Raw genomic sequence first — 23396 nt, 5'->3', positions numbered from 1 at the left:
TGCTTGCATCAACGGCACAAAGAGGCGGTCATGAATCAATTTGAAGTTATTATAGTCGGCGGTGGCATGGTTGGCGCTGCGGCGGCACTTGGGCTTGCTCGCCAAGGACGCCAGGTGGCGTTAATTGAGCGCCAGCCCCCTGAGCCTTTTGAACCTTCACAACCGATGGATTTGCGCGTTTCGGCGATTTCTCATGCCTCCGTGAGCCTGCTCAAGGATCTCGGTGCGTGGGCCAGTGTTGAAGCCATGCGTGTTTGCCCGTACCGCCGCCTAGAAACCTGGGAAGCGGAAGACAGCCGTGTGTGTTTCAGTGCTGACCAACTCGACTTGCCACAATTAGGATATATGGTCGAGAACCGCTTGATTCAACTCGGTCTGTGGCAACAGTTTGCTCGCGTTGACAATTTGCACCTCGTCTCACCGGCCTCGATCACCAACATCACGCAAACAAGCGAACTGCACCAAATTCACTTAGACAGTGGTGACACCCTGAGTGCCCCTTGGCTTATCGGTGCGGATGGTGCCCACTCCAAAGTGCGAGACTACGCGCAAATTGGCCTTACCAGCTGGGATTATCGCCAGCATTGTATGCTCATCCATGTCGAAACGGCCGCCCCCCAACAGGACATTACCTGGCAGCAGTTTTTCCCCACCGGGCCGCGCTCGCTGTTGCCGCTTTGTGGCCACAACGCCTCGCTAGTGTGGTACGACAGCCCAGCGCGAGTTCAACAGTTGTGTCAGCTCAATGCCGAACAGCTTAAAGCCGAGATAGTGAGCCATTTCCCACCACAAGTTGGTGACGTCACTCCCATCAATTGGGGCGCGTTTCCACTAACACGCCGTCATGCTCAGCAGTACCATCGTAATGGGGTCGTGGTGATTGGTGATGCCGCCCACACCATCAACCCGCTGGCAGGGCAAGGGGTGAACTTAGGCTTTAAAGATGTCGCCGCATTGCTGGATGCGTGTGCCGATGCGGGCGCAGAATGGCAAGCGGAGTCAACGTTAGCGGCATACGAAAAAGCACGCCGCACCGATAACATGATGATGCAAACGGGGATGGATGTGTTTTATGCCGCGTTCAGTAACCAAGTGACGCCTTTAAAACTGGCACGTAATGCGGTGTTTAAACTGGCTGAATACAGTGGCCCGGTGAAAAAGCAGGTGTTGAAGTATGCACTAGGGCTTTAGTCTTGGTGACAAGGAGGTGACATGACGGGCTACCAGAACATTATTTTTGATATTGGCAATGTGATCGTGCGTTGGTCACCAGAAGAAATTATTCGCCTAACGTTGGGGGACGCGGCGGATACACACGCTTATGTCAATCAAATCTTCCAGAGCGATACCTGGCAAGCGCTGAATCGTGGCAGGCTCACCGAGGCGCAAGCCAAGCAGCATTTTGCCGATGACACGGCGCTAAGCCCCGCGCAGCTTGAAGCGCTGTTTTATTACATCAAACAGACTCAAATTTGTCTTTACGGCAGTGTTGATTTGCTTCGCTCGGCCAAAGAGGCTGGATACGGGGTTTATGCGTTAACCGATAATGTGCGCGAAATCGTGGCGTTCTTAAAACAGCGCTATGCGTTTTGGTCGCTGTTTGATGGTGCCATCGTGTCAGCCGAAGTAGGGTACTTAAAACCCGAGCCTGCCATTTATCAACGCTTGTTGGATGACTACCACCTCGATCCAGCCTCTTGTGTGTTTTTGGATGACAGGGTTGCGAACGTCGAGGGTGCGAAAGCGCTGGGCATGGCGGGCATCCCCTTTACCGATGCACAGCAAGGTCGCGCAGAACTGGCCAAGCTGGGAATCGTGGTGTAGTGGATGCGGTACACATGAGCCTTTAAACGCAAAAAAGCCCACATGATGTGGGCTTTTTAATATGGCTGGGATACCAGGATTCGAACCTGGGAATGACGAGATCAAAACCCGTTGCCTTACCGCTTGGCGATACCCCAGTAGGCGTTGCCTAACTTGGTGCGGAGAGAGGGACTTGAACCCTCACGTCCTTTCGGACACTAGCACCTGAAGCTAGCGCGTCTACCAATTCCGCCACCTCCGCAAAAGGTGGGTAACTCGGCAATAAAAAACGCTGCCAAATTACAAAAAATAAATGGTGGCTACGACGGGATTCGAACCTGTGACCCCATCATTATGAGTGATGTGCTCTAACCAACTGAGCTACGTAGCCACGCTGTAAGGCGAAAGCCTTAAGACGGAACGGATTATGCGGATAGAGAGCTAGAGCGTCAAGTATGGCTGGCTATTTTTTTATGATTTTCATCTCGTTGGCTGCAATATTCACCAGCTTGTGCTGATTTTGCCAACAATATGCGTCCAAGTCTTACGTTTAGCCTGTGGCTAGCGCGATTCAAATAAAAAAAGCCAGCCCGCAGGCTGGCTCAAAATCAATAGGGTGGGGTCTCGACAACACACCCAGAGGGGCTTAACGCTTGCGCGTTAAACGTTGAAACGGAAGTGAATCACATCGCCGTCTTTAACAATGTACTCTTTGCCTTCAAGGCGCCACTTACCGGCATCTTTGGCACCGCTTTCGCCATTGTTAGCAATGTAATCATCATAGCCAACCACTTCGGCGCGGATAAAGCCTTTTTCAAAGTCGGTGTGAATTTTACCTGCCGCCTGTGGCGCGGTAGAGCCGATCGGCACCGTCCACGCACGTACTTCTTTTACACCAGCGGTGAAATAGGTATGCAAGGTAAGCAGCTCGTAACCGGCGCGAATAACGCGGTTTAGGCCTGGCTCTTCAAGGCCCATCTCATCTAAGAACGCAGCTGCTTCTTCAGCGTCCAGTTCGGCAATTTCGCCTTCAATTTCCGCACACACGGCTACCACAGTGGCACCTTCTTGCGCGGCAATCTCACGTACTTTGTCGAGGTAAGGGTTGTTTTCAAAGCCATCGTCGTTGACGTTGGCAATGTACATGGTGGGTTTGAGCGTCAAGAAGTTAAGATACTGCACCGCGGCGGCTTCTTCTTTGCTCAACTCGACCGAGCGCAACATGTTGCCTTCTTCCAGCACGGGCAGCAGTTTTTCCAATACCGTCAGCTCAAACTTGGCGTCTTTATCGCCGCCTTTGGCTTTTTTAGCGTTGCGCTGCATCGCGCGCTCACAGCTTTCTAAATCGGCGAGCGCCAGTTCGGTGTTAATCACGGCAATGTCATCAGCAGGGTCGACTTTGCCTGATACATGGACAATATTGTCATTCTCAAAACAGCGCACCACATGGCCAATGGCGTCGGTTTCACGGATGTTAGCCAGGAATTTGTTACCCAGGCCTTCACCGCGTGATGCACCCGCGACCAAGCCGGCGATATCGACAAACTCCATGGTGGTCGGTAGCACTTTTTGTGGGTTCACAATCTTGGCTAACGCATCCAAGCGTAAGTCAGGCACAGGCACCACGCCCGTGTTTGGCTCGATGGTACAAAATGGAAAGTTAGCGGCGTCAATGCCCGCTTTGGTCAGTGCGTTAAATAGTGTGGATTTACCTACGTTTGGTAGGCCCACGATGCCACATTTAAAACCCATGAGATGGTAACCCTTTAATCAAAATTACTGTGCTTTGAAGGTATGTAAACGATTTTGCGCTTTAGCAAGATCGTCTTTGAGCAGTATTTCAAGGCTGCGAACAGCCTCGTCAGTGGCCTGTTCTAACAGGCTTTGCTCATTGGCGGGGGCTTTGGTAAGCACATATCCCGCCACCTTATCCTTGTGACCCGGATGGCCAACACCAATCCGGAGTCGATAAAATGATTTATCATTTGCCAGTTTGCTGATGATGTCACGCAGGCCATTATGGCCACCGTGCCCACCACCTTGTTTAAACTTGGCCACACCGGGTGGTAAGTCTAGTTCGTCATGCGCCACCATGATGGCGTCGACGGGAATATTGTAAAAATTCGCCAGTGCTTGCACGGCTTTCCCGGACAAATTCATGTACGTGGTTGGGATCAACAAACGTAGATCGTGTCCGTGGACATTGATACGGCCCGTCAAACCAAAGAATTTTTTTTCTTCTTTCAACGGCGCATTGTGGATCCGCGCAAGCTCTTGCACGACCCAAGCGCCCGCGTTATGGCGTGTTTGGGCATATTCTGGCCCTGGATTGGCCAATCCAACTAGTAAGCGGATCTGATTACTCACGACGTTTCTCGCTATCTGTCTACTCATCGTAGCCGGTGAGCATCGCGCCCACGCAAAAAGGCGACATATCCTACCATTGTTGTGACTAAAGGGTCGAGCCAGCACCGGCAAATGGCAGATAAAAAAACACCCTGCACAAGGGCAGGGCGCTTAGGCGCTGTTGCTGTGGTTAACTCAATGCCTGGTGGCTAGCTTACGAGTTAAACATCGCAGAGATAGACTCTTCGTTGCTGATGCGGCGAATCGCTTCAGCGAGCATGCCAGAGAGCGTTAATTGCGATACGCGGCCAGTGGCCTGGATTTCAGCGCTCAATGGGGTGGAGTCCGTCACCACGATTTCATCAATCACAGACTCAGCGATATTCTTCGGTGCATCACCAGAGAAAACGGGGTGAGTCGCGTACGCGAAGACGCGCTTAGCACCACGGTTTTTCAGCGCTTCGGCCGCTTTACACAGGGTGCCACCGGTATCAATCATGTCATCAACGATGATGCAGTCACGGCCTTCAACATCGCCAATCAAGTGCATCACTTGTGAGACGTTGGCACGTGGACGGCGCTTGTCGATAATCGCGATGTCAGTGTCATCTAGCAGTTTCGCAGTGGCGCGTGCGCGCACCACGCCGCCAATGTCAGGAGACACAACCACGGGATCTTCCAGGTTCTTCGCCAGCATGTCTTCAAGCAGAACAGGGGTACCAAAGATGTTATCGACAGGCACGTCGAAGAAGCCTTGGATTTGTTCAGCGTGGAGATCGACAGTAAGGACGCGGTCAACACCCACGTTAGAAAGGAAATCTGCAATGACTTTTGCGGTGATAGGAACACGAGAGGAGCGTACGCGGCGGTCTTGACGGGCATAACCAAAGTAAGGGATAACAGCGGTTATGCGGCCAGCCGATGCACGTCGAAACGCGTCTATCATGACGACCAGTTCCATTAAGTTGTCATTGGTCGGGGCGCAGGTGGACTGGAGGACGAACACGTCACTACCGCGCACATTCTCGTTAATCTGAACGCACACTTCACCGTCAGAAAAACGGCCTACAGTGGCGTCACCCAGTGACATGTAAAGACGGTTTGCGATACGTTGGGCGAGAACGGGTGTCGCGTTACCAGCGAACAGCTTCATATCAGGCACGGTGGAAACCTCGGGTTGCATCCATTTAGTAGTCACTGACCGACGGTTTGTTGCTGCAGCGCATCAAGTAGGGGTGAACGATTCAACCCACGTGCAACAAACCCTGTCAGCCAGTTAGGCATAGTGTCGAGTGTGGCCTGGGCATCTTGTGCGGTGTCAAACTCGGCAAACACGCACGCGCCTGTCCCAGTCATCCTAGACGGCGCGTATTCTAGCAGCCACGAAACAGCCTTATCAACCTCGGGGAATTGTTTCCGGGCTATCTTTTCGCAATCGTTTTCGTATTTTTGTGCCATTAGCGCAGAAACTGTGCGCTTTGGCGTGTTTCGTTGCAACTGAGGGTGAGTAAAAATTGCAGCGGTGGAAATAGACACGTCAGGTTTTACCACCAAGTAGTATTTCTCGCGTGGCGCAACTGGCGTAAAGACTTCTCCAATGCCTTCAGCCACTGCCGCCTGGCCATAAATGAAAATCGGTACATCAGCGCCCAGCGTCAGGCCAAGTTGCGCCAGCGTTTGTTGGCTGAGTTGGGTTTGCCATAAATGATTGAGTGCAACCAGTGTGGTGGCGGCATCGGATGATCCACCGCCCAGGCCGCCGCCCATAGGAAGGCGTTTTTCTACATCGATGTGCGCACCATGTTGGCACCCTGTATGCTGCTGCAACGCTTTCGCGGCTTTGACAATCAAGTTGTCATGTTCACTGACTCCATCTATTGCGGGGCTGAGGCTGATCTTACCACTTGCGTTTGGCGTAATAGCGAGTGTGTCTCCATGGTCAAGAAACTGAAACAGGGTTTGCAGCTCATGATAGCCATTGTCACGACGGCCGGTGATGTAGAGAAATAAGTTAAGTTTGGCAGGCGCGGGCCAAAAGGTGGGTTTAGTCATTATCGAGCGTCCAATCAGAAATCATCAACTTAACGGTTTGCTGGTCTCGGGTCAGAGTTATACGTTTGGGTAGCGCAGGCTGTGTATCAGCGCTGTAATCTTGATAGTCAATGTCCCAACCTTGCGCCCCTTTGAGGATCGCGACACGGTTGTCTGGCCCCAGCGAAAAACTATCTTGTGCGCGTGGTAACCCAATCAGCCAAGGCGCAAGTGCGTCGATGGGTAAATGGGCACCGGTCAAATAGGTGACCAAACGGGCCGGATCGGTATCTTGGTAGCGCTTACCTTGGTCATCAATCAAGACCGCACCTTGTTCATTCATGGTTAACGACAGCAAGGTGGTGCCGAGAAAGTTGGTGAGTCGCAGTTGAGATTGGGCGGGCGAGTGCCGCCAGTACAAATTGGCAGAAAAGCGCGTGCTAGGGGCAATAAATGCGACCTTACCCCGTGCCGTGTAGCTATCTATCGACGCAAGGGCATCGTGATGGCTTTGCCATTCCGTGGTCGGGGCTGGCGCCGTGGCACACCCCGCGAGTAGCGCTAAAAACAGTGCCAAGACGCTCACGCGTACAGAGGAGAACATCAAACCGAGTATCCTTTTTGTTTTCGTCAACCGACCGGTTGTTGTCGTTAGTCGACCCCAATCGCTGTGTAACGCTACTTTGCCACAAGCGCCGGACGGAGAGAAGTCAGTCAAGCGCTTGGTTGTGTGGAGGAAATAAAGCCATGTTAGCTGTTGTATACCTTTACATCGATCTCGCGAGGCTTCACATTTCCGTACCACGAAAATGCTGCGATACAATGTTCGCTTTAATTCGCGGGGGGCATCAAGTAAAATCCTCCGCTCCAATCCTTACTGGTGCTGTCGGTAACAACGCTTCATGAGCCTGTTAGTTCTCGGAATTAATCACAAAACGGCCCCCGTCGAGCTGCGGGAAAAGGTCGCCTTTTCGCCGCAACAACTTGAGCAGGCGTTAGGGCAGCTTTCCGAGCATCCACAGGTGCGCAGTTGCGTGATCGTTTCAACCTGCAACCGTACTGAGATTTATGCAGAGCTAAACCAGCCGGGTGTTGGGGTATTGGTTGAGTGGCTAACGCGCTTTCATCAGCTCAGTAGCGACAGCCTGATGGCCAGCATTTATTACCATGAAGAGCAGTCTGCGGTGAAGCACCTGATGCGGGTAGCGTGCGGGTTAGACTCCTTGGTGTTAGGCGAGCCGCAAATACTGGGGCAGGTCAAGCAAGCGTATGCCAGTGCGGGTGAGGCGGGAATGATTTCTGGCTCATTGGAGAAATTATTTCATAAAGCCTTTGCGGTGGCCAAGCGGGTCCGTACCGAGACCGAGATTGGCGGCAATGCGGTATCAGTGGCTTTTGCCGCGTGCACATTGGCGCGCCAGATTTTTGAGTCGTTATCAGACGTAACCACCTTGCTCGTGGGCGCTGGCGAGACCATTGAGCTGGTGGCGAGGCATTTAAAAGAGCACCAATGCAGTCAGATTATTTTTGCTAACCGCACGCAATCACGTGCACAGGCACTTGCCGAGCAATTTGACGCGAAAGTGTCGGGGCTCGATGCCCTTGAAGAGCAACTCTGCCACGCCGACATTGTGATTAGCTCGACGGCCGCGCCTATGCCATTGATTGAAAAGGTGATGGTAGAAAAAGCCTTGAAACAGCGGCGTCACCAACCCATGTTGCTGATTGATATAGCCGTGCCGCGTGACATTGATGAAAACGTGGGCAGTCTCGCAGACGCGTATTTATACAGCGTGGATGATTTACAGTCGATTGTGGAGCACAACCGCGAGCAGCGAAAACTCGCGGCGATTCAAGCCGAAGTGATTGTGACCGAAGAGAGTGCTGATTTTATGCGCTGGCTGCGCTCACGCGAAGCGGTAGACAGTATCAAGCAGTATCGTACACAGTCTGAACACATTAAACAGGCGGAATTGGAGCAAAGTATTCAGGCTCTAGCCAATGGCGCTGACGCAGAAAGCGTATTACGCCAGCTGAGTAACCGTCTGACCAATAAACTGATCCACCCCCCCACGCAGGCGATGCAGCAAGCTGCACAAAATGGTGAACCAGATAAACTGGCGGTGATGCGTGTTTGTCTGGGGCTGGACAGTGACAACTAACGAAGAGACATATGAAAGCATCAATATTAGCCAAGCTAGAGTCGCTATCTGAGCGTTACGAAGAAGTCCAGCACCTGCTCGGCACCCCAGACATCATTAATGATCAGAACAAATTCCGCGCGTTGTCGAAAGAGTATTCGCAGCTGGAAGAGGTGATCAAGTGCTTCACTGAGTTCAAGCAAGCGCAAGAAGACTTAGCGGCTGCAAAAGAGATGGCCAACGAAGATGACGCAGAGATGCGTGAAATGGCGCAAGAAGAAGTGGCGCAGGCTGAACAAACCATTGCATCACTGACCGATCAGCTCCAGATCCTGCTGCTGCCAAAAGATCCGAACGATGACCGCAACTGCTTCCTGGAAATTCGTGCCGGTGCCGGTGGAGATGAAGCTGGGATTTTTGCTGGGGATTTATTCCGCATGTATAGCCGTTATGCTGAGCAGCGCGGCTGGAAACTGGAAATTATTAGTGCCAGTGAAGGGGAGCACGGCGGCTTTAAAGAAGTGATTGCCCGTGTTGCCGGTGAAGGCGCGTATGGTGTGCTGAAGTTTGAATCTGGCGGCCATCGTGTACAACGCGTGCCCGCAACAGAATCACAAGGGCGCGTGCATACCTCGGCCTGTACTGTAGCGATTTTGCCAGAAATCCCAGAAGCGGAAGCGCCAGAGATTAATCCAGCCGATCTGAAAGTTGACACCTTCCGTGCATCCGGTGCCGGTGGTCAGCACGTCAACACCACAGATTCTGCCATTCGTATTACTCACTTGCCGACTGGTACAGTGGTGGAATGTCAGGATGAGCGCTCACAACACAAAAACCGCGCTAAAGCGATGTCGGTATTGGCGGCACGTTTGATTAAGGCGGAAGAAGAAAAGCGCGCCGCAGAAGAGGCGTCGACGCGCCGCAACCTGTTGGGCTCGGGCGACCGCTCAGACCGGATTCGCACCTACAACTATCCGCAAGGGCGGGTGTCGGATCACCGAATCAACCTGACTTTGTATCGCCTCGACGATGTGATGCAAGGTGACCTGGATAGCTTGGTCGACCCGGTGATTCAAGAGCACCAAGCCGACCAACTTGCCGCCTTGTCTGAGCAGCAATAATGACAGCGACGATCAGCGCATTACTGGCCGATAGCACCACAGAGCTGACCGCCTTATCGGGCGGCTCTGCAGGCGTCGACGTAAGGGCGTTACTCTGCCATGTGTTAGGACAGCCAAGCAGTTACCTTTACACCTGGCCAGAGCGCAAACTCACTGCAGCACAATTGGCGCAATTTCGTCAGTTGTTTGCTCGTCGCCTCCAAGGTGAGCCCGTGGCGTATATTTTGGGTTATCGCGATTTTTGGACGCTACGACTCAGTGTCTCACCGGCGACCTTGATCCCGCGCCCTGAAACCGAGCTGCTGGTGGAGCAAGCGCTGGCCGTGCTACCTCCGACGCCTTGTCGTGTACTGGATTTAGGTACAGGGACGGGCGCCGTGGCCTTAGCCATTGCCAGCGAGCGCCCCGATATCACTGTCGTGGGGGTTGACTTGATGCCTGAAGCGGTGGCCTTGGCAAGCCGAAATGCGCACGACAACCACCTCTCAAACGCACATTTTATTCAAAGCGACTGGTTCAGCGCACTCAGTGATATGAATCGGTTTGACGTGATTGTGAGTAACCCACCGTACATTGATGGCGATGATCCACACCTTCAGCAAGGCGATGTCCGCTTTGAGCCTGCCAGTGCCTTGGTAGCCGAAGAAAGTGGCTTAGCCGCGATTCGTCATATCGGTAAAATTGCGCCCACGTACCTGGTCGATGGGGGCTGGTTGATGGTCGAGCATGGTTACAATCAAGGCGAAGCGGTCCGGGCGGCATGGAAAGACGCCGGCTGGCTCGATGCCAAAACACAACAAGACTACGCTGGGCTCGATAGAGTCACCTTGGTACAGCGACTTTAACTGACACTGATAGGAAGCAGGAATCGTTATGATCTACATGGCCCTCAAGCACACCCACTTATTGACCGTGGTGTTAAGCCTTTCGTTATTCGTGATCCGATTTATCTGGGTGATGCGTGGCAGTGAGATGATGAATAAAAAATGGGTTAAGGTCACCCCGCACGTGGTCGATACCCTATTACTAAGCACCGGTGTTGCGCTGATTTTTGTGACCGGGTTTATTCCCTTCACCGAATCTGGCGCGTGGCTGACGGAAAAGCTGACCTGTGTCTTAGCTTACATTGCTTTGGGCTTTGTCGCCTTGCACTACAGCCGAGGCAAATTATTCCGAACGGTAGCCTTTTTAGGCGCATTAGGGTGGGCGTATGCCGCGGCTAACCTTGCACTACTCAAAGTTCCTCACGTAATGGGATAAACATGATGCCATTAACCGATCAACAACTAGACGCGCTGACACTGGCTGAAGGGGCTGCAACCCTCAACCATGCCATCGACCCGTCTGTCGATGTGCATCAAGTGAAAGCGTCACTGGACCGTCTTGCCGACGAAGCCGAGCATCAGCTTGGTGCCGAGCCTGATATGGCGTTACGCCTAGATGGCCTGTGTCGTCTGTTTTATCACCAGTGGCAATTTAAAGGAGACATTGAGCAGTACTTTTCATCTGACAATGTTTTTATTAATAAGGTGTTAGAGCGTAAAACTGGGATCCCAGCCTCATTGGGTGCCGTCTTCTTATACCTGTGCGAGCGCTTGTCGTTGCCCGTTAAACCAATGGCGTTTCCCAGCCAGCTCGTGCTGCGTATTGATGAATTAGAGGACGCCCCCGTTTTCATCAACCCGTTTAACGGCGAACGGGTTAACGAGCGCATTTTACGTGGCTGGCTCAAAGGGAGCCAAGGGCCACTTGCCGAGCTTGAAGCGTCGCACTTGCAGTCCAGTGACAACCCGACCATTATCGGCCGTTGGCTGACCGTGGCGAAAAGTGCTTTGTTACGGGAAGAAAAGTATGCCATGGCGCTGCGTTGTAGTGAGCTGGCGCTGACCTTTAGCCCTGATGATCCTTACGAAATTCGCGACCGCGGCTATATTTTCCAACAATTGGATTGTGATCGTGTGGCGGCGACTGATTACGAGTATTTTATTGAGCAATGCCCGGATGACCCGGCAGCAGAGCTGCTAAAAATGCAAGTAAAAGCGCTTAACGAAGAGCAACCGACGTTACATTGATGCGTGATGACGCATGACTAAGGATACCTGTATGACGCAAAAAACCGTCCACATTGGCGATACATCGGTTGCCAATGATCGCCCGTTTACCTTGTTTGCTGGCATGAATGTGCTGGAGTCACGCGATTTGGCCATGCAAATATGTGAGCATTACGTCAAGGTCACCGACAAGCTTGGCATTCCCTATGTGTTTAAAGCTTCATTCGACAAAGCGAACCGCTCGTCAGTGCACTCATACCGTGGACCGGGAATGGAAGAAGGCCTGAAGATCTTTGAAGAGCTGAAAAGCACCTTTGGCGTCAAAGTGATCACCGACATTCATGAGCAAGAGCAAGCGGCACCCGTAGCGGAAGTGGCGGACGTGATCCAGCTACCAGCGTTCTTAGCCCGTCAAACCGACTTGGTGGCAGCGATGGCCAAAACGGATGCGGTGATCAACGTTAAAAAACCCCAATTTATGAGCCCTGGACAAGTGGGAAACATCGTCGATAAGTTTGCCGAGTGCGGTAACGAGAAGGTGATCTTGTGTGAGCGTGGTAGCTGCCACGGTTACGATAACTTGGTGGTGGATATGCTGGGCTTTGATGTGATGAAAAAGGCCTCTAAAGGCAGCCCGATCATCTTTGATGTTACCCATGCGCTGCAATGCCGTGATCCACAAGGCGCGGCATCGGGTGGACGCCGTCAACAAACGGTTGATCTGGCTCGTGCGGGTTTAGGCACCAAAATTGCCGGTTTGTTTATCGAAGCGCACCCAGACCCAGACAATGCGCGTTGTGATGGGCCGTCAGCGCTACCATTGGACAAACTTGAGCCTTTCCTGGCACAAATGAAGTCGCTGGATGATGTGATTAAAAACTTTGAAGAGATCGATATCCGCTAATTAACAGTCGATCGATACCGATAAGAAAGCTGCCGAAATGGCAGCTTTTTTTGTATCTGCGGACACACGACATGGCAGGCATGACGAAGTGGTCGCATGCATCCAAGCACGAATTCAGAGTTATTAACTGAGCAACCCGTCAGCAATCTAGACAAGCAATCAAGATATTTAGATGTTTAGACGTCCATTTGTTGACTGGACGGCTAGAGGTCTGTAACCTTGATCACAGTTTTAAAAGAGGTATTACAAAAACTGCCATGACAACATCAGCAAACACCACACCGCGACCCTCAGCGCTCGCACTCCTCCCCCTACTTTTATTTCTAACCCTTTTTATCGGGGCGGGCGTGTATTTTACCCTAGAAGGCGCGGACTACGCGTTTTATCAGCTTCCTGCGCACGTTGCTATTCTGCCAGCAGTGATTTTGGCCATTGGCTTGAGCCGTGAGCGTCTGAACACCGCCATTGAACAGTTTATTCGCGGTATGGGGCACGGCGACATTATTGCCATGTGCTTGATTTATTTGCTCGCTGGCGCCTTTTCCGCGGTTGCCGATGCCACGGGTGGGGTAGAGGCCACGGTTAACCTCGGACTGACCCTGATCCCAGAAAGCTTAATCTTACCCGGGCTATTTGTGATTGCCGCTTTCATCTCAACGGCAATGGGCACCTCAATGGGCACCATTGCCGCATTAGCACCTTTTGCATTGAACATGGCGACAGCCACGGGGCAGGCACCAGCCGTAATGGCCGGTGTGCTGCTAAGCGGGGCGATGTTTGGTGATAACCTTTCTTTTATCTCTGACACCACCATCGCCGCGACGCGCTCACAAGGCTGTAGCATGCGCGACAAATTCAAAGAGAACGTGGGGATAGCCATTCCCGCCGCGGTTGCCGCGATTATTCTGTTTGTGTTTAACAACCAAAGCGCACCCGTTGACGCACCAAAGAGCATTAACTATCTGGCGGTATTACCCTATTTGTCGATCATTGTATTGGCGCTGGCGGGATTAAACGTGTTTGTGGTGCTCACCGCTGGGATTGCATTGGCGCTGTGTGTGGGGTTAATGAGCACCCCAGACTTCACGCTGCTGACTTTCAGCCAAGAGGTCAAAGCAGGTTTTGCCAGCATGCAAGAAATCTTTGTTCTGTCGCTGATGATTGGCGGAATTGCCGAGCTGATGCGCTGCCAAGGCGGACTGAGCTTTTTGACCCAAGCCGTCAATCGAGTGATCGCCCGCTTTGAGAAAAAACGTGGCTCGCATCACTCCCGCGCGAGTGAATTTGGTATTGCCTTGTTAGTGTCTTTTTCCAACTTGTGTACCGCCAACAACACGGTCGCGATTGTGGTCTCTGGGCAAGTGGCGAAAAACATTGCCAGTGAGCACTCGGTGCCGGCCAAACGCAGTGCCAGCTTACTGGATATCTTTTCCTGCGTGGTACAAGGCCTGATCCCTTATGGCGCACAAATCCTGCTCCTTGGCGCGAGCTTTGGCTTGTCGCCGTTGGTGATTGTTAGCCACTCTTACTACTGTTTCTTCCTCGCCGCGTCCGCATTGATTGCGGTGATTAGCCGCCGATGGTGGCAAGCGCGTCGCGCTTAATCGCTACGGTTGACACATCACGGCGCTGTCTTTTCTTGTCTAGATAGGTAAGCAAAGGCTGCGCCGTTTTTGATCTGTCTAGAGTGCAGGCTCTAGAAATTTTGTCTCGATCACCAAAGTCGCCTTAGCTAGGCGTTGTAAGGTGATCACAGCAACAAAAATCTGAAATCACTCAGCACCATAGCATCAATTCTTTTAGACTAGATAGCGTTTTATAACCACCGACAATGATGTCGATGGTGGTTTATCCATCGCTAAAAAGGTCTATGATCATGAAGGAACGTCTTTGTTTAAAGGCAGCGGTCAGCGCTGCGTTAATTGCATCATTGGCAGGCTGTGCCAACTCTGGTTCAGAGACACAAGAGCAAGGTTGGGCGCCAGATACCACTTATAAACTCACCATTCTTCATACCAACGATCACCACGGTCGTTTCTGGCACAACCGCTATGGCGAATACGGCATGGCAGCACGTAAAACCCTAATTGATGATCTGCGCGCAGAAGCTAAAGCGGAAGGCAGCGAAGTACTGCTCCTGTCGGGCGGTGACATCAACACGGGGGTACCAGAGTCAGATTTGCTGCAAGCGGAGCCTGATTTCAAAGGGATGACCCAAATTGGTTACGATGCAATGGCCATTGGTAACCACGAGTTCGATAACCCGCTTAGCGTGCTTGAACAGCAAATGCAGTGGGCCGACTTCCCGATGCTCTCTGCCAACATTTACGACAAAGAAACCGGTGAACGTAAGTATCAGGCTTACGAGATGTTTGAGCGCAATGGGTTGAAAATTGCGGTTGTGGGTCTGACCACTGAAGACACGGCCAAAATCGGTAACCCAGAATACATTGGCTCGCTCGATTTCCGTGACCCGAAAGCGGAAGCGAAAAAAGTGATCGCCAAGCTCAAAGAAACCGAGAAGCCTGACATCATCATTGCGGCGACCCACATGGGTCACTATGCAGACGGTAAAAGTGGTGTTAACGCCCCGGGCGATGTGGCGCTAGCGCGTTACATGGATGAAGGTGATCTCGACCTTATCATCGGTGGCCACTCACAAGAGCCGGTGTGTATGGAAGGCCCGAACATGTATAACAAGAGCTTCGAGCCTGGTGATGCCTGTACGCCGGACCAACAAAATGGCGCGTGGATTATGCAAGCCCATGAGTGGGGCAAGTATGTCGGTAAAGCGGAATTTGAATTCCAAAACGGCGACCTTAGCCTGGTTAGCTATGACCTGATCCCGGTTAACCTGAAGAAGAAAATTAAGGTTGATGGCGAGAAAAAACGCGTCTTTATTCAAGATGAAATTGAAAAAGACCAAGCGCTGTATGATTTCTTGAAGCCTTACCAAGACAAAGGCCAAGAGAAGCTGAGCGTGAAAATTGCTGAGAGCAATGGCAAGTTAGTGGGCGATCGCAACATTGTGCGCTTCCAGCAGACCAACCTAGGCCGTCTAATTGCAACTGCTCACATGGAGCGCGCCAAAGCAGACTTTGCGGTCATGAACTCAGGCGGTGTGCGTGACTCTATCATTGCCGGCGACATCACCTATAAAGATGTGCTTAAAGTGCAGCCGTTTGGCAACATGGTCACCTATACCGACATGAGCGGTAAAGAAGTGATGGATTACCTGAATGTGGTAGGGACCAAGCCAGTTGATTCGGGTGCCTACGCGCAATTTGCGGGTCTGTCGATGGCCGTTGAAGACGGTAAAGTCCATGACGTGAAGATTGGCGGTGAGCCTATTGATATGGATAAAACCTATCGCTTCACCGTGCCAAGCTTTAACGCTGCGGGCGGCGACGGCTATCCAAAACTGACTAACCACCCTGGTAACGTCAATACTGGCTTTGTTGATGCAGAAGTACTGAAAGACTACCTGGAAGACAACAGCCCAATCGATGTTAACGACTATGCGCCACAAGGCGAGATCGTTTACAAATAAATGGCTGTAAGATTGTCAGAACAAAAAGCGGTACCGATGCGGTGCCGCTTTTTTTATGTAATCATTAGTGACTGGTTTACAAACAAGTGGCAAAACGATGACGCCTGCAATCAAATTAGCAGAAAAACAAGGCATTGCGTTTGAAGTTCACCAGTACCAGCACGATCCCAATAACCTTAACTTTGGTGAAGAAGCTGTCCAAGCGTTAGGGCAAGACCCGGCTCGGGTATTCAAAACATTATTGTTTTGTATTAATGGTGACAGCAAGCAGCTGGCGGTGGCGGTTGTCCCGGTGAAAGGCAGTCTTAATCTAAAAGCCGCTGCCAAAGCGGCGGGTGGCAAGAAAGCGACCATGGCCGATCCGCAAGTGGCACAGCGCACAACAGGCTATCTGGTGGGCGGGATCAGCCCCCTAGGCCAGAAAAAGCGGCTACCGACGTTTGTCGACAGCTCCGCACAGCAGTTTGAGACCATTTGTGTCAGTGCCGGGCGGCGTGGACTGGAAATCGAACTCTCACCGGACGATCTGCTGTCTTTAACTGCAGGGCATTATGCCGCGATTGGCGAATAAATAAGAAGGATACACAGATGACACTTACCATTTGGGCGTCGCTCGCGTTGGTTTGCATGCTAGGAGCGATGTCGCCAGGTCCTAGTTTGGTAGTAATGGCAAAGCATAGTCTTGCCAATAGCCGCTTACATGGCATTGTCGCTTCATGGGCGCATGCCTTAGGGGTTGGCCTCTATGCGCTCATTACCATGTTAGGGCTGGCGGTTATTTTTAAGCAGTCTCCGCTACTCTTTACCATTATTGCCTATGCCGGCGCTGGGTACCTTGCTTGGTTAGGGGTGAAATCATTGCTCAGTAAAGGCGGGGTGGCAGCTAAATTAGAAGCGGGACAACCCGCCAGTTTAGGCGAGGCGGCACGCGATGGGGCGATGATCTCAATGCTCAACCCAAAGCTGGCGCTATTTTTTATTGCTTTGTTTAGTCAGTTTGTTGCGGTGGGTACGGACTTATTTAGTCGTAGTGTGATTGTGTTGACACCATTATTGATTGATGGGCTTTGGTACACCTTGATAGCCTTTTTGTTGTCTAGCCCAGCCATTGTCGACAAGCTACGTCACCACGGCGCGTGGGTGGATAAGCTTTCAGGCGTGGTATTGATTGCGCTGGCGGTACGTGTGGTGGTGACGCTGCAATAGTGAGGCGAAGCTAGAGGCAACAAACAGACGCGTTAATAAAAAGACTGGCAGCCCGCCAGTCTTTTTGCATTTAGGGGCGGTGACTTAAGTGGCGCTCGCGGGTTTCTAGCTTCTTCTCTTGGCTTTTTTTCAGCATCACATACAACGCGCCGGTACCGCCTTGGTGACGCAGAGCCGAATGGTAGCAGAGCACATCTGAAATTTGTTGTAGCCACTGACAGACATAGCTTTTCATCATTGCCTGTGGGTTACTACGCTCGCCTTTTCCATGCACAATGATCACGGTACGCACATCCATACGCTGGCATTGTTTTAAAAAACGTAAAATTTCATCGCGGGCTTTTTCCAATGACATCTTGTGCAGGTCGAGCCTGGCGTTGACGTCATATTTGCCTAGTCGTAGTTTACGAAACACGCCATCCTGCACGCCATCGCGCTTGTAGGCCATCACCTCGTCGGGCTTGACCATCTGGGCGTACTCGAGTGACAGGTATTCAGGATCGCTGTTTGCCAGCTTCTGCGCGGCTTGTTGGCGTGCAAGCTGGGCTTCAGTAGGCTGATGCGATCCTGTTTGATCCTCAACCGTGTCCTGCTTGATGGGCGCGACATCTGACATCATTTCTCGGAACAGCTCAAATTCGTTTTTATCACTCATCACTACATTGCCATGTGCGTCGTGGAGTCATTTAGGGACAGTATAAACGAAAATAAAAAAAGAAACCTAGAGCCACACTCTGTGACCAACCATGCAACTCCAGGTTAAGCAAGTTTGCTTAAAGATAGGTAGGCAATAAAACAGGTTATTGAGGTTTGGAAGTCATCACTTTGTAGACAAAATAGCCGCCGAAAAAGCTGATCAGGCCAAATGTACAGATGATGACAATCATGGATGACAAGCCCACGGCGTTGCCGAAAAGTAGATCAAGCCAAAAGTCCATAGTCTGTACCCTCGTATCCGTTAATGTAGGGTCAGGATGCCAATAGGAAGCAGGTTGAATACTGATCAGGATCAAGAGAAATGGCGAACAAATTATCAACATTTGTTAACAACGATCTGATCACAAACTGTGCGCAACTGATGCGAGTTTCACCGTTTAAAGTGGTTGAATGAAAAAATACGCCGCTAGGGCTTGAGGTTTCGTGATGCTTGAGTATGATAGGCGACCTCAGCAGGCAGGATGCACTTAAACGCATACCAAGCTGCTTGACAAGTTCACTGCCCATTCGTAAAACTTGTCAGAGATGTCGGTGAATAGCGCAGTTTGGTAGCGCATCTGGTTTGGGACCAGAGGGTCGGGGGTTCGAATCCCTCTTCACCGACCATTATTTTAAAGCTGAGTGATCGAAGGTTACTTGGTTGACGTAAAAAGCATCAACGGTGAATAGCGCAGTTTGGTAGCGCATCTGGTTTGGGACCAGAGGGTCGGGGGTTCGAATCCCTCTTCACCGACCAATAAGAAACCCCAGCCGAGAGGCTGGGGTTTTTTTCGTTATGCTGACGGTGAGCTTATGGTTTTGGGTAATGCTGGAAGGCTTGTGTGTTGCCTGCGTCATCAAACGCCATCACTGTGTAGGGCTGGTGGCGGTCACCATATTCCATGCCCGGCGAGCCGATCGGCATGCCAGCTACCGCCAGCCCTTCTAACCCAGTATGGGTAGCGAGTAGCTTTTTCACCTCTTTGGCTGGCACATGCCCTTCAATCACATAGCCGTTGATGCGTGCGGTGTGGCACGACTGCATATCGGCAGGCACACCCATTTCTTGCTTGATGGACGCCATATCGTCATGCGGTTTAACCTCCAGCTCAAAACCGGCTTGCGTCATGTGCTCAACCCAATCGTCGCAACAGCCACAGCTGGGCGATTTATACACCACACCGCTCGCGGCCATTGCCGAGGCGCTCATTAGACCCACTGTTGCTACAAGTAGTTGTAAACGCTTCATTCTCGCTCCTTGTTACTTATTGTTTGATTTTATTTTGAAAAAACGTAGTCGATTGGCGTTGGTGACAACCGTAATCGAAGATAGCGCCATCGCGCCCCCTGCGATTACTGGGCTGAGCAACATGCCAGTGAATGGATAAAGGATACCGGCCGCGACTGGGATCCCTAAGGTGTTATAAATAAAGGCACCAAAGAGGTTCTGCTTCATATTGCGCACGGCGGCTTGAGACAAAGCAATCGCGTTAGCCAATGCCCCCAGGTGCTGGTGCATCAGAGTGATTTGCGCACTTTCTATGGCAATGTCACTGCCACTGCCCATAGCGACACCCACATCGGCTTGTGCGAGTGCCGGGGCGTCATTAATGCCATCACCAACCATAGCGACGCGCTTGCCTTGCTGTTGCAGCTGTTGAATTTGTTCCGATTTCTCATCGGGTAGCACCCCAGCAATCACGTGATCAATCCCTAGCTGACGACCAATGGCATTGGCCGTATCAGGGTGATCACCAGAGAGCATGATCACTTCGAGGCCTTGCGATTGCAGGTTAGCCACAGCGTCAATCGCATCGTCACGAATGGGGTCACTGACGCCAATCAGCGCTTGCACACTGTCTGCATTGGCAAGATAGATAGCGGTCTCGCCACGCTGAGTCATGGCATCAATGTCACTTTTATGGGAGGAAGTCTCGATCCCTTGTGCGTCCATCCAGGCTTGGTTGCCAATGAAGTAACGCGTACCATCAATCTGCGCCTGGATCCCTTTGCCAGATTCGCTGTTAAAGTCGTTTGACGTTGGCAGCGACAGATCCTGTGCCTTGGCATAATTAACAATGGCCTGTGCCAGCGGGTGCTCGGAGTGTTGCTCCAGCGAGGCGGCGATCGCCATCAAGCGCGCTTGGTCGTCGTTAATCGCTTTTACATTGGTCACTTCCGGCTGGCCGCGTGTCAATGTCCCGGTTTTATCAAAGACCAAGGTGTGGAGTTTGGCCGCGGTTTGTAGCGCATCCGCATCACGAATTAATACCCCGACTTCGGCAGCGCGACCGACCGCCGCGGTGACCGATAAAGGCGTGGCGAGGCCAAGCGCACATGGACACGCGATAATTAGCACCGTGGTGGCGGTGACTAGCATGTAGCTGACCGACGGCTCGGGGCCGACAACATACCAGATAGCCGCTGTGACCAACGCAATGGCGACCACGATCGGTACAAACACCGCGGAAATGCGGTCGGCAAGCTTGGCCAGCTCGGGTTTACTGCTTTGAGCTTCGCGCACCAAATCGATAATACGCGCCAGCATGGTATCGCTACCGACGCCGGTGGCTTTAAACGTCAAGCTCCCTTTTTGGTTGACTGTCCCGGCGTGCAGGGTGTCTCCCTGTTGTTTGCTGACCGGCACGGGTTCACCCGTGAGCATCGACTCATCGATATAGCTGTTGCCATCGACCACTTCGCCATCTACCGGCACTTTCGCCCCCGGTTTTACCCGTAGCGTCATCCCTTGTTTAATTTCATCAAGCGGGCGCTCCGTCTCCTGGCCGTTCTCGATAACCAGCGCCGTGGGCGGCTGCAAATCAAGTAGCTGATCAAGCGCTTTGGAGGTATTGGCACGCGCACGCGCTTCTATCGCGTGGCCTAAGCTGATTAAACCAATGATCATCGCTGAGGCTTCAAAGTACACATGACGAGCCTGCTCGGGGAACAGGGCAGGGGCGAGTACCACCGCAGTAGAGTAGAGCCATGCCGCGCCTGTCCCTAGCGCTACCAAGGTATCCATGGTGGCACGTTTGTGCTTCAGTGCTTGCCAGGCATTGGCGAAGAAATGACGGCCCCCGGTGGCGAGCAGCAAGAGGGTAAGGATGGCCACCGCGCCCCACGCCCACTGATCCTGGGTGGATTGAATGGTCATGCTGCCACCCAATATCCCCCAAGCCATTATCGGGCCACCCAGGCCCAAGCCAGCGATCGTGCTGCGTTTAAAGTTTTTTAACTCGGCGGCTTGTTGGTGCTGCTGGCGCTCGCGACGATCATTGTCATCCTCGACTTTCTCTGCGCCATAGCCAGCGTTTTCCACGGCCTCAACGATGGAGTCAGGTGCGGCGTTGCCTTTTACAATCGCACTGCGCTCGGCCAGATTCACACTTACATTGGCCACACCATCAACGCTGTTGATCGCGTTTTCGACACTGCTTACACAGCTAGCGCAGGTCATTCCCGATAATACGTATTGCTGACGGGTCGTCTGGTTGGTAGTTTTTGCGGTGTCATCGCTGGATGAATGCGCTTGTTCAGAGCCAGAAGCGGCGGAGCGGTTGTGTGAACTGTCACTGAGCTCGGCGTCTGACTCTTTATCACTGTCCATGTCTGAGGTTGCGTCATGGTCAGTATGAGCGCTTTGGTCATCGTTGGTGGCAAGCTCAGCCTGATAGCCGAGCTGATCAACCATTTTAATCAACGTATCAGCAGTTAAGCTGGTGTGGACGTGCGCCTCTGTTTTACTCACCGAATGAGAAAACACCGTGGGCTGCTCGTCCAGCGTTGCTTCGACTTTGGCCACACAACGGCCGCAGTTTAGCCCGCTTAAGGTGAAGTAGTGACGGTAGCCGACCTGATAGCCGAGCGCTTCAATCGCGGTAACCGCTTGGCGTAGCGGGTACTCAGTGCTCTCACCCAGGGCTTCTAATGACACTGACTGGGTGTCAATGTCCTCAATGCGAACCCCGTCGATATCATCAAGCGCTTTTGTCACTTTTTTCACACAGCCTTGGCAGCTTAAGCCACTCAGCGGCAGTGTGTAGTAGGTGATGTTAGTGTCGGTGGTGGTCATTGCCTCTCCTTATCGCCTGACGTCATTCGATGTTGGCGATTGTCGCAACTTCAGTTAGGCTAAACTGTAAACCTTATAGCTACTGGAAGGTCAAGCGAGTGAAATGAAAATTCAACAAGTGGCAGAAAAAACCGGCTTAACCAGCAAAACCATTCGCTTTTATGAGCAGAAAGGGCTGATCACGCCACCGCATCGAGCGGAGAACGGCTATCGCGATTATCGCGAGCAGCATATCAATGAGCTGCAAATGATCCGCCGTGCACGATTGGTGGGGTTTACCTTGGAAGAAAGTGCGGATTTGTTGGCGTTATCGCGCGATCCGTCTTTACGCAGTGCCGATGTCAAAGCGCGCGCCGAAAGTAAACTGGTAGAAATTGATGAGAAAATCGCAGAACTGGCGGCGATGAAAACCACCCTTCAAGCGCTCACCCAAGCGTGTCCCGGTGATGGAGACGCGCAGTGCCCGATCATCGAAGCACTGCGCGGTGACAGTGAGCTAGGTGAATTAGACACCAGCTCCTCAAGTTGTTGCGCGTCAGAGACTGAATCGCCCCTGACAAACTAACCGTTAGTAAAGCAGTGAGTAGAGCTGACGACGATAACGCGACGCCACTTCATTGCCTTGGCCGAGTGCGGTAAGAATATCCATCAGGGTTTTCTTGGCTTCACCCTCGGCATGATTCATATCGCGGCGAAGAATGTTCATCAGTAACTCCAGCGCCTCTTCACTGCGATTAATCTGATTAAATTGCACCGCCAATTCATAGGCGACGTTGGCGTCGTCTGGGTTCTCTTCGAGTTGGGCCTGCAGACGGCGAATTTCAGGGGCATCAATCGCTTGGTTATGCAGCTCAATTTTTGCCACCAAACTTTTGTAGGTCGCGTCTTGGTCTTGCATCAGCACGGTATCGAGCAGCGCTTGCGCCGCATCAAACTGATGAGTCTCGACCAAGCATTCAGCCATCGCCAGCTTATACTCGCCTTTATCGCCGTGGCTGGTTTCCAGTGGCTTTAAAATCACCAAGGCATCGGTGTAATTGCCTTCGGCCATGAGCTGACGGGCTTGCTCAAACGCTTGATCTTCTGGGCTGGGCAAATGCTTATTGAGCATCTCGCGCACGGTCTCTTCATTTTGCGGGCCGGCAAGACCATCCACAGGTTGACCGTCTTTAAACAGCGCCAAGGTTGGCAGCGCTCGCACGCCAAACTGCGCGGCAATCAGCTGCTGCGCTTCACAGTCGATAGTTGCCAGCGTAAAGCTGCCATGGCTGTCGTGAGCAATTTGTTCAACCGTGGGCTTAAGCTCCACGCTTTCAGGCATCATGTTCGCCCAGAAGTACACCAATACGGGCGTGCGAGACGACGACTCTAGAATCTGCTGAAAATTATGCTCGGTTAATTCGACGATATAGTTTGCGTTCATCATGGATCCTGACCAAGTGGATTTTCCTTAAGGGTGGGGGCAAACGTGC

Annotated in this window: 23 protein-coding genes and 5 tRNA genes; 15 read left to right on the top strand and 13 right to left on the bottom strand. The window is 52.1% G+C overall.

Annotated features, from left to right (window positions below; translation table 11 throughout):
• Positions 1 to 30: 30 nt before the first annotated feature.
• Together BZG74_RS01585 and BZG74_RS01580 are read left to right on the top strand one after the other, a co-directional pair.
• Positions 31 to 1191: a 2-octaprenyl-3-methyl-6-methoxy-1,4-benzoquinol hydroxylase gene (locus BZG74_RS01585; RefSeq protein WP_077771037.1), complete on the top strand. Its 1161-nt coding sequence runs from the start codon at positions 31 to 33 to the stop codon at positions 1189 to 1191.
• A gap of 21 nt (positions 1192 to 1212) precedes the next feature.
• The gene (locus BZG74_RS01580; RefSeq protein WP_077771036.1) at positions 1213 to 1824 is read left to right on the top strand and encodes an HAD family hydrolase; all 612 of its coding nucleotides are present in this window, start codon (positions 1213 to 1215) and stop codon (positions 1822 to 1824) included.
• A 62-nt stretch (positions 1825 to 1886) separates the two neighbouring features.
• Here BZG74_RS01580 and BZG74_RS01575 read toward each other — a convergent pair.
• The 8 genes from BZG74_RS01575 to lolB form a co-directional block, all read right to left on the bottom strand.
• Positions 1887 to 1961: transfer RNA gene (locus tag BZG74_RS01575), tRNA-Gln, on the bottom strand.
• Between the two features lie 17 nt (positions 1962 to 1978).
• Positions 1979 to 2065 (bottom strand) — tRNA-Leu (locus tag BZG74_RS01570).
• A 52-nt stretch (positions 2066 to 2117) separates the two neighbouring features.
• Positions 2118 to 2194, bottom strand: a tRNA-Met gene (locus BZG74_RS01565).
• A 269-nt stretch (positions 2195 to 2463) separates the two neighbouring features.
• A complete protein-coding gene (gene ychF / locus BZG74_RS01560; RefSeq protein ID WP_077599572.1) occupies positions 2464 to 3555 on the bottom strand; it encodes a redox-regulated ATPase YchF in 1092 nt (363 codons plus the stop codon).
• Positions 3556 to 3579: 24 nt separating this feature from the next.
• A complete protein-coding gene (gene pth / locus BZG74_RS01555) occupies positions 3580 to 4170 on the bottom strand; it encodes an aminoacyl-tRNA hydrolase (protein WP_077771035.1) in 591 nt (196 codons plus the stop codon).
• Positions 4171 to 4363: 193 nt separating this feature from the next.
• Positions 4364 to 5311, bottom strand: coding sequence for a ribose-phosphate pyrophosphokinase (locus BZG74_RS01550; RefSeq protein WP_046073862.1), 948 nt, complete (start codon positions 5309 to 5311; stop codon positions 4364 to 4366).
• A gap of 32 nt (positions 5312 to 5343) precedes the next feature.
• Complete coding sequence (gene ispE / locus BZG74_RS01545; protein WP_077771034.1) at positions 5344 to 6201, bottom strand: 4-(cytidine 5'-diphospho)-2-C-methyl-D-erythritol kinase; 858 nt, start codon at positions 6199 to 6201, stop codon at positions 5344 to 5346.
• Positions 6194 to 6784 carry a lipoprotein insertase outer membrane protein LolB gene (gene lolB / locus BZG74_RS01540; RefSeq protein ID WP_077771033.1) on the bottom strand — a complete coding sequence of 197 codons (591 nt, stop codon included), beginning with the start codon at positions 6782 to 6784 and terminating at the stop codon, positions 6194 to 6196. The genes ispE and lolB overlap by 8 nt, the downstream gene beginning before the upstream one ends.
• 298 nt (positions 6785 to 7082) lie before the next feature.
• Here lolB and hemA point away from each other — a divergent pair, with 298 nt between their 5' ends.
• The 10 genes from hemA (at position 7083) to BZG74_RS01490 (ending at position 17153) form a co-directional block, all read left to right on the top strand.
• A complete protein-coding gene (gene hemA / locus BZG74_RS01535; RefSeq protein ID WP_077771032.1) occupies positions 7083 to 8342 on the top strand; it encodes a glutamyl-tRNA reductase in 1260 nt (419 codons plus the stop codon).
• 11 nt (positions 8343 to 8353) lie between these two features.
• On the top strand, positions 8354 to 9442 hold the full coding sequence (gene prfA, locus BZG74_RS01530) for a peptide chain release factor 1 (protein ID WP_077605840.1): 1089 nt from the start codon (positions 8354 to 8356) through the stop codon (positions 9440 to 9442).
• Positions 9442 to 10287 (top strand): peptide chain release factor N(5)-glutamine methyltransferase, encoded by an 846-nt coding sequence (gene prmC / locus BZG74_RS01525; RefSeq protein WP_077771031.1) that lies wholly within the window; start codon positions 9442 to 9444, stop codon positions 10285 to 10287. The genes prfA and prmC overlap by 1 nt, the downstream gene beginning before the upstream one ends.
• Before the next feature lie 31 nt (positions 10288 to 10318).
• The gene (locus tag BZG74_RS01520; protein ID WP_077771128.1) at positions 10319 to 10702 is read left to right on the top strand and encodes a SirB2 family protein; all 384 of its coding nucleotides are present in this window, start codon (positions 10319 to 10321) and stop codon (positions 10700 to 10702) included.
• 2 nt (positions 10703 to 10704) lie between these two features.
• Positions 10705 to 11514 (top strand): SirB1 family protein, encoded by an 810-nt coding sequence (locus BZG74_RS01515; RefSeq protein WP_077605842.1) that lies wholly within the window; start codon positions 10705 to 10707, stop codon positions 11512 to 11514.
• 31 nt (positions 11515 to 11545) lie between these two features.
• A complete protein-coding gene (gene kdsA / locus BZG74_RS01510; RefSeq protein ID WP_077771030.1) occupies positions 11546 to 12397 on the top strand; it encodes a 3-deoxy-8-phosphooctulonate synthase in 852 nt (283 codons plus the stop codon).
• Between the two features lie 257 nt (positions 12398 to 12654).
• Positions 12655 to 14001, top strand: coding sequence for a Na+/H+ antiporter NhaC family protein (locus BZG74_RS01505; RefSeq protein WP_077771029.1), 1347 nt, complete (start codon positions 12655 to 12657; stop codon positions 13999 to 14001).
• 272 nt (positions 14002 to 14273) lie between these two features.
• Entirely contained in the window at positions 14274 to 15947 is a 1674-nt protein-coding gene (gene ushA, locus BZG74_RS01500; protein WP_077771028.1) for a bifunctional UDP-sugar hydrolase/5'-nucleotidase UshA, read from the top strand.
• Between the two features lie 97 nt (positions 15948 to 16044).
• Positions 16045 to 16518: a Cys-tRNA(Pro) deacylase gene (gene ybaK / locus BZG74_RS01495; protein ID WP_077771027.1), complete on the top strand. Its 474-nt coding sequence runs from the start codon at positions 16045 to 16047 to the stop codon at positions 16516 to 16518.
• 17 nt (positions 16519 to 16535) lie between these two features.
• Entirely contained in the window at positions 16536 to 17153 is a 618-nt protein-coding gene (locus BZG74_RS01490; protein ID WP_077605845.1) for a LysE family translocator, read from the top strand.
• A 70-nt stretch (positions 17154 to 17223) separates the two neighbouring features.
• Here BZG74_RS01490 and smrA read toward each other — a convergent pair whose 3' ends face one another.
• Both smrA and BZG74_RS01480 read right to left on the bottom strand, forming a co-directional pair.
• Positions 17224 to 17808, bottom strand: coding sequence for a DNA endonuclease SmrA (gene smrA / locus BZG74_RS01485; protein ID WP_077771026.1), 585 nt, complete (start codon positions 17806 to 17808; stop codon positions 17224 to 17226).
• A 145-nt stretch (positions 17809 to 17953) separates the two neighbouring features.
• Entirely contained in the window at positions 17954 to 18091 is a 138-nt protein-coding gene (locus BZG74_RS01480; protein ID WP_046073685.1) for a DUF3149 domain-containing protein, read from the bottom strand.
• 308 nt (positions 18092 to 18399) lie between these two features.
• Between BZG74_RS01480 and BZG74_RS01475 the strand changes: the two genes are divergently transcribed.
• Both BZG74_RS01475 and BZG74_RS01470 read left to right on the top strand, forming a co-directional pair.
• Positions 18400 to 18476 (top strand) — tRNA-Pro (locus tag BZG74_RS01475).
• Between the two features lie 53 nt (positions 18477 to 18529).
• Positions 18530 to 18606 (top strand) — tRNA-Pro (locus BZG74_RS01470).
• A 54-nt stretch (positions 18607 to 18660) separates the two neighbouring features.
• Here the strand turns inward: BZG74_RS01470 and BZG74_RS01465 are convergent.
• Together BZG74_RS01465 and BZG74_RS01460 are read right to left on the bottom strand one after the other, a co-directional pair.
• Positions 18661 to 19098: a DUF411 domain-containing protein gene (locus BZG74_RS01465; protein WP_077771025.1), complete on the bottom strand. Its 438-nt coding sequence runs from the start codon at positions 19096 to 19098 to the stop codon at positions 18661 to 18663.
• 12 nt (positions 19099 to 19110) lie between these two features.
• Complete coding sequence (locus tag BZG74_RS01460; RefSeq protein ID WP_077771024.1) at positions 19111 to 21924, bottom strand: cation transporter; 2814 nt, start codon at positions 21922 to 21924, stop codon at positions 19111 to 19113.
• 103 nt (positions 21925 to 22027) lie between these two features.
• Between BZG74_RS01460 and cueR the strand changes: the two genes are divergently transcribed.
• Positions 22028 to 22489, top strand: a complete 462-nt coding sequence (gene cueR, locus BZG74_RS01455; protein ID WP_077771023.1) for a Cu(I)-responsive transcriptional regulator — start codon at positions 22028 to 22030, stop codon at positions 22487 to 22489.
• A gap of 3 nt (positions 22490 to 22492) precedes the next feature.
• Here cueR and BZG74_RS01450 read toward each other — a convergent pair whose 3' ends face one another.
• A complete protein-coding gene (locus tag BZG74_RS01450) occupies positions 22493 to 23347 on the bottom strand; it encodes a co-chaperone YbbN (RefSeq protein WP_077606006.1) in 855 nt (284 codons plus the stop codon).
• Between the last annotated feature and the right edge of the window lie 49 nt (positions 23348 to 23396).

The organism is Salinivibrio sharmensis (assembly GCF_001995985.1).
Classification (GTDB): Bacteria; Pseudomonadota; Gammaproteobacteria; order Enterobacterales; family Vibrionaceae; genus Salinivibrio; species Salinivibrio sharmensis.
Note: the sequence above shows the minus strand (reverse complement) of the source record. Positions and strands in the feature narration are given on the sequence as shown.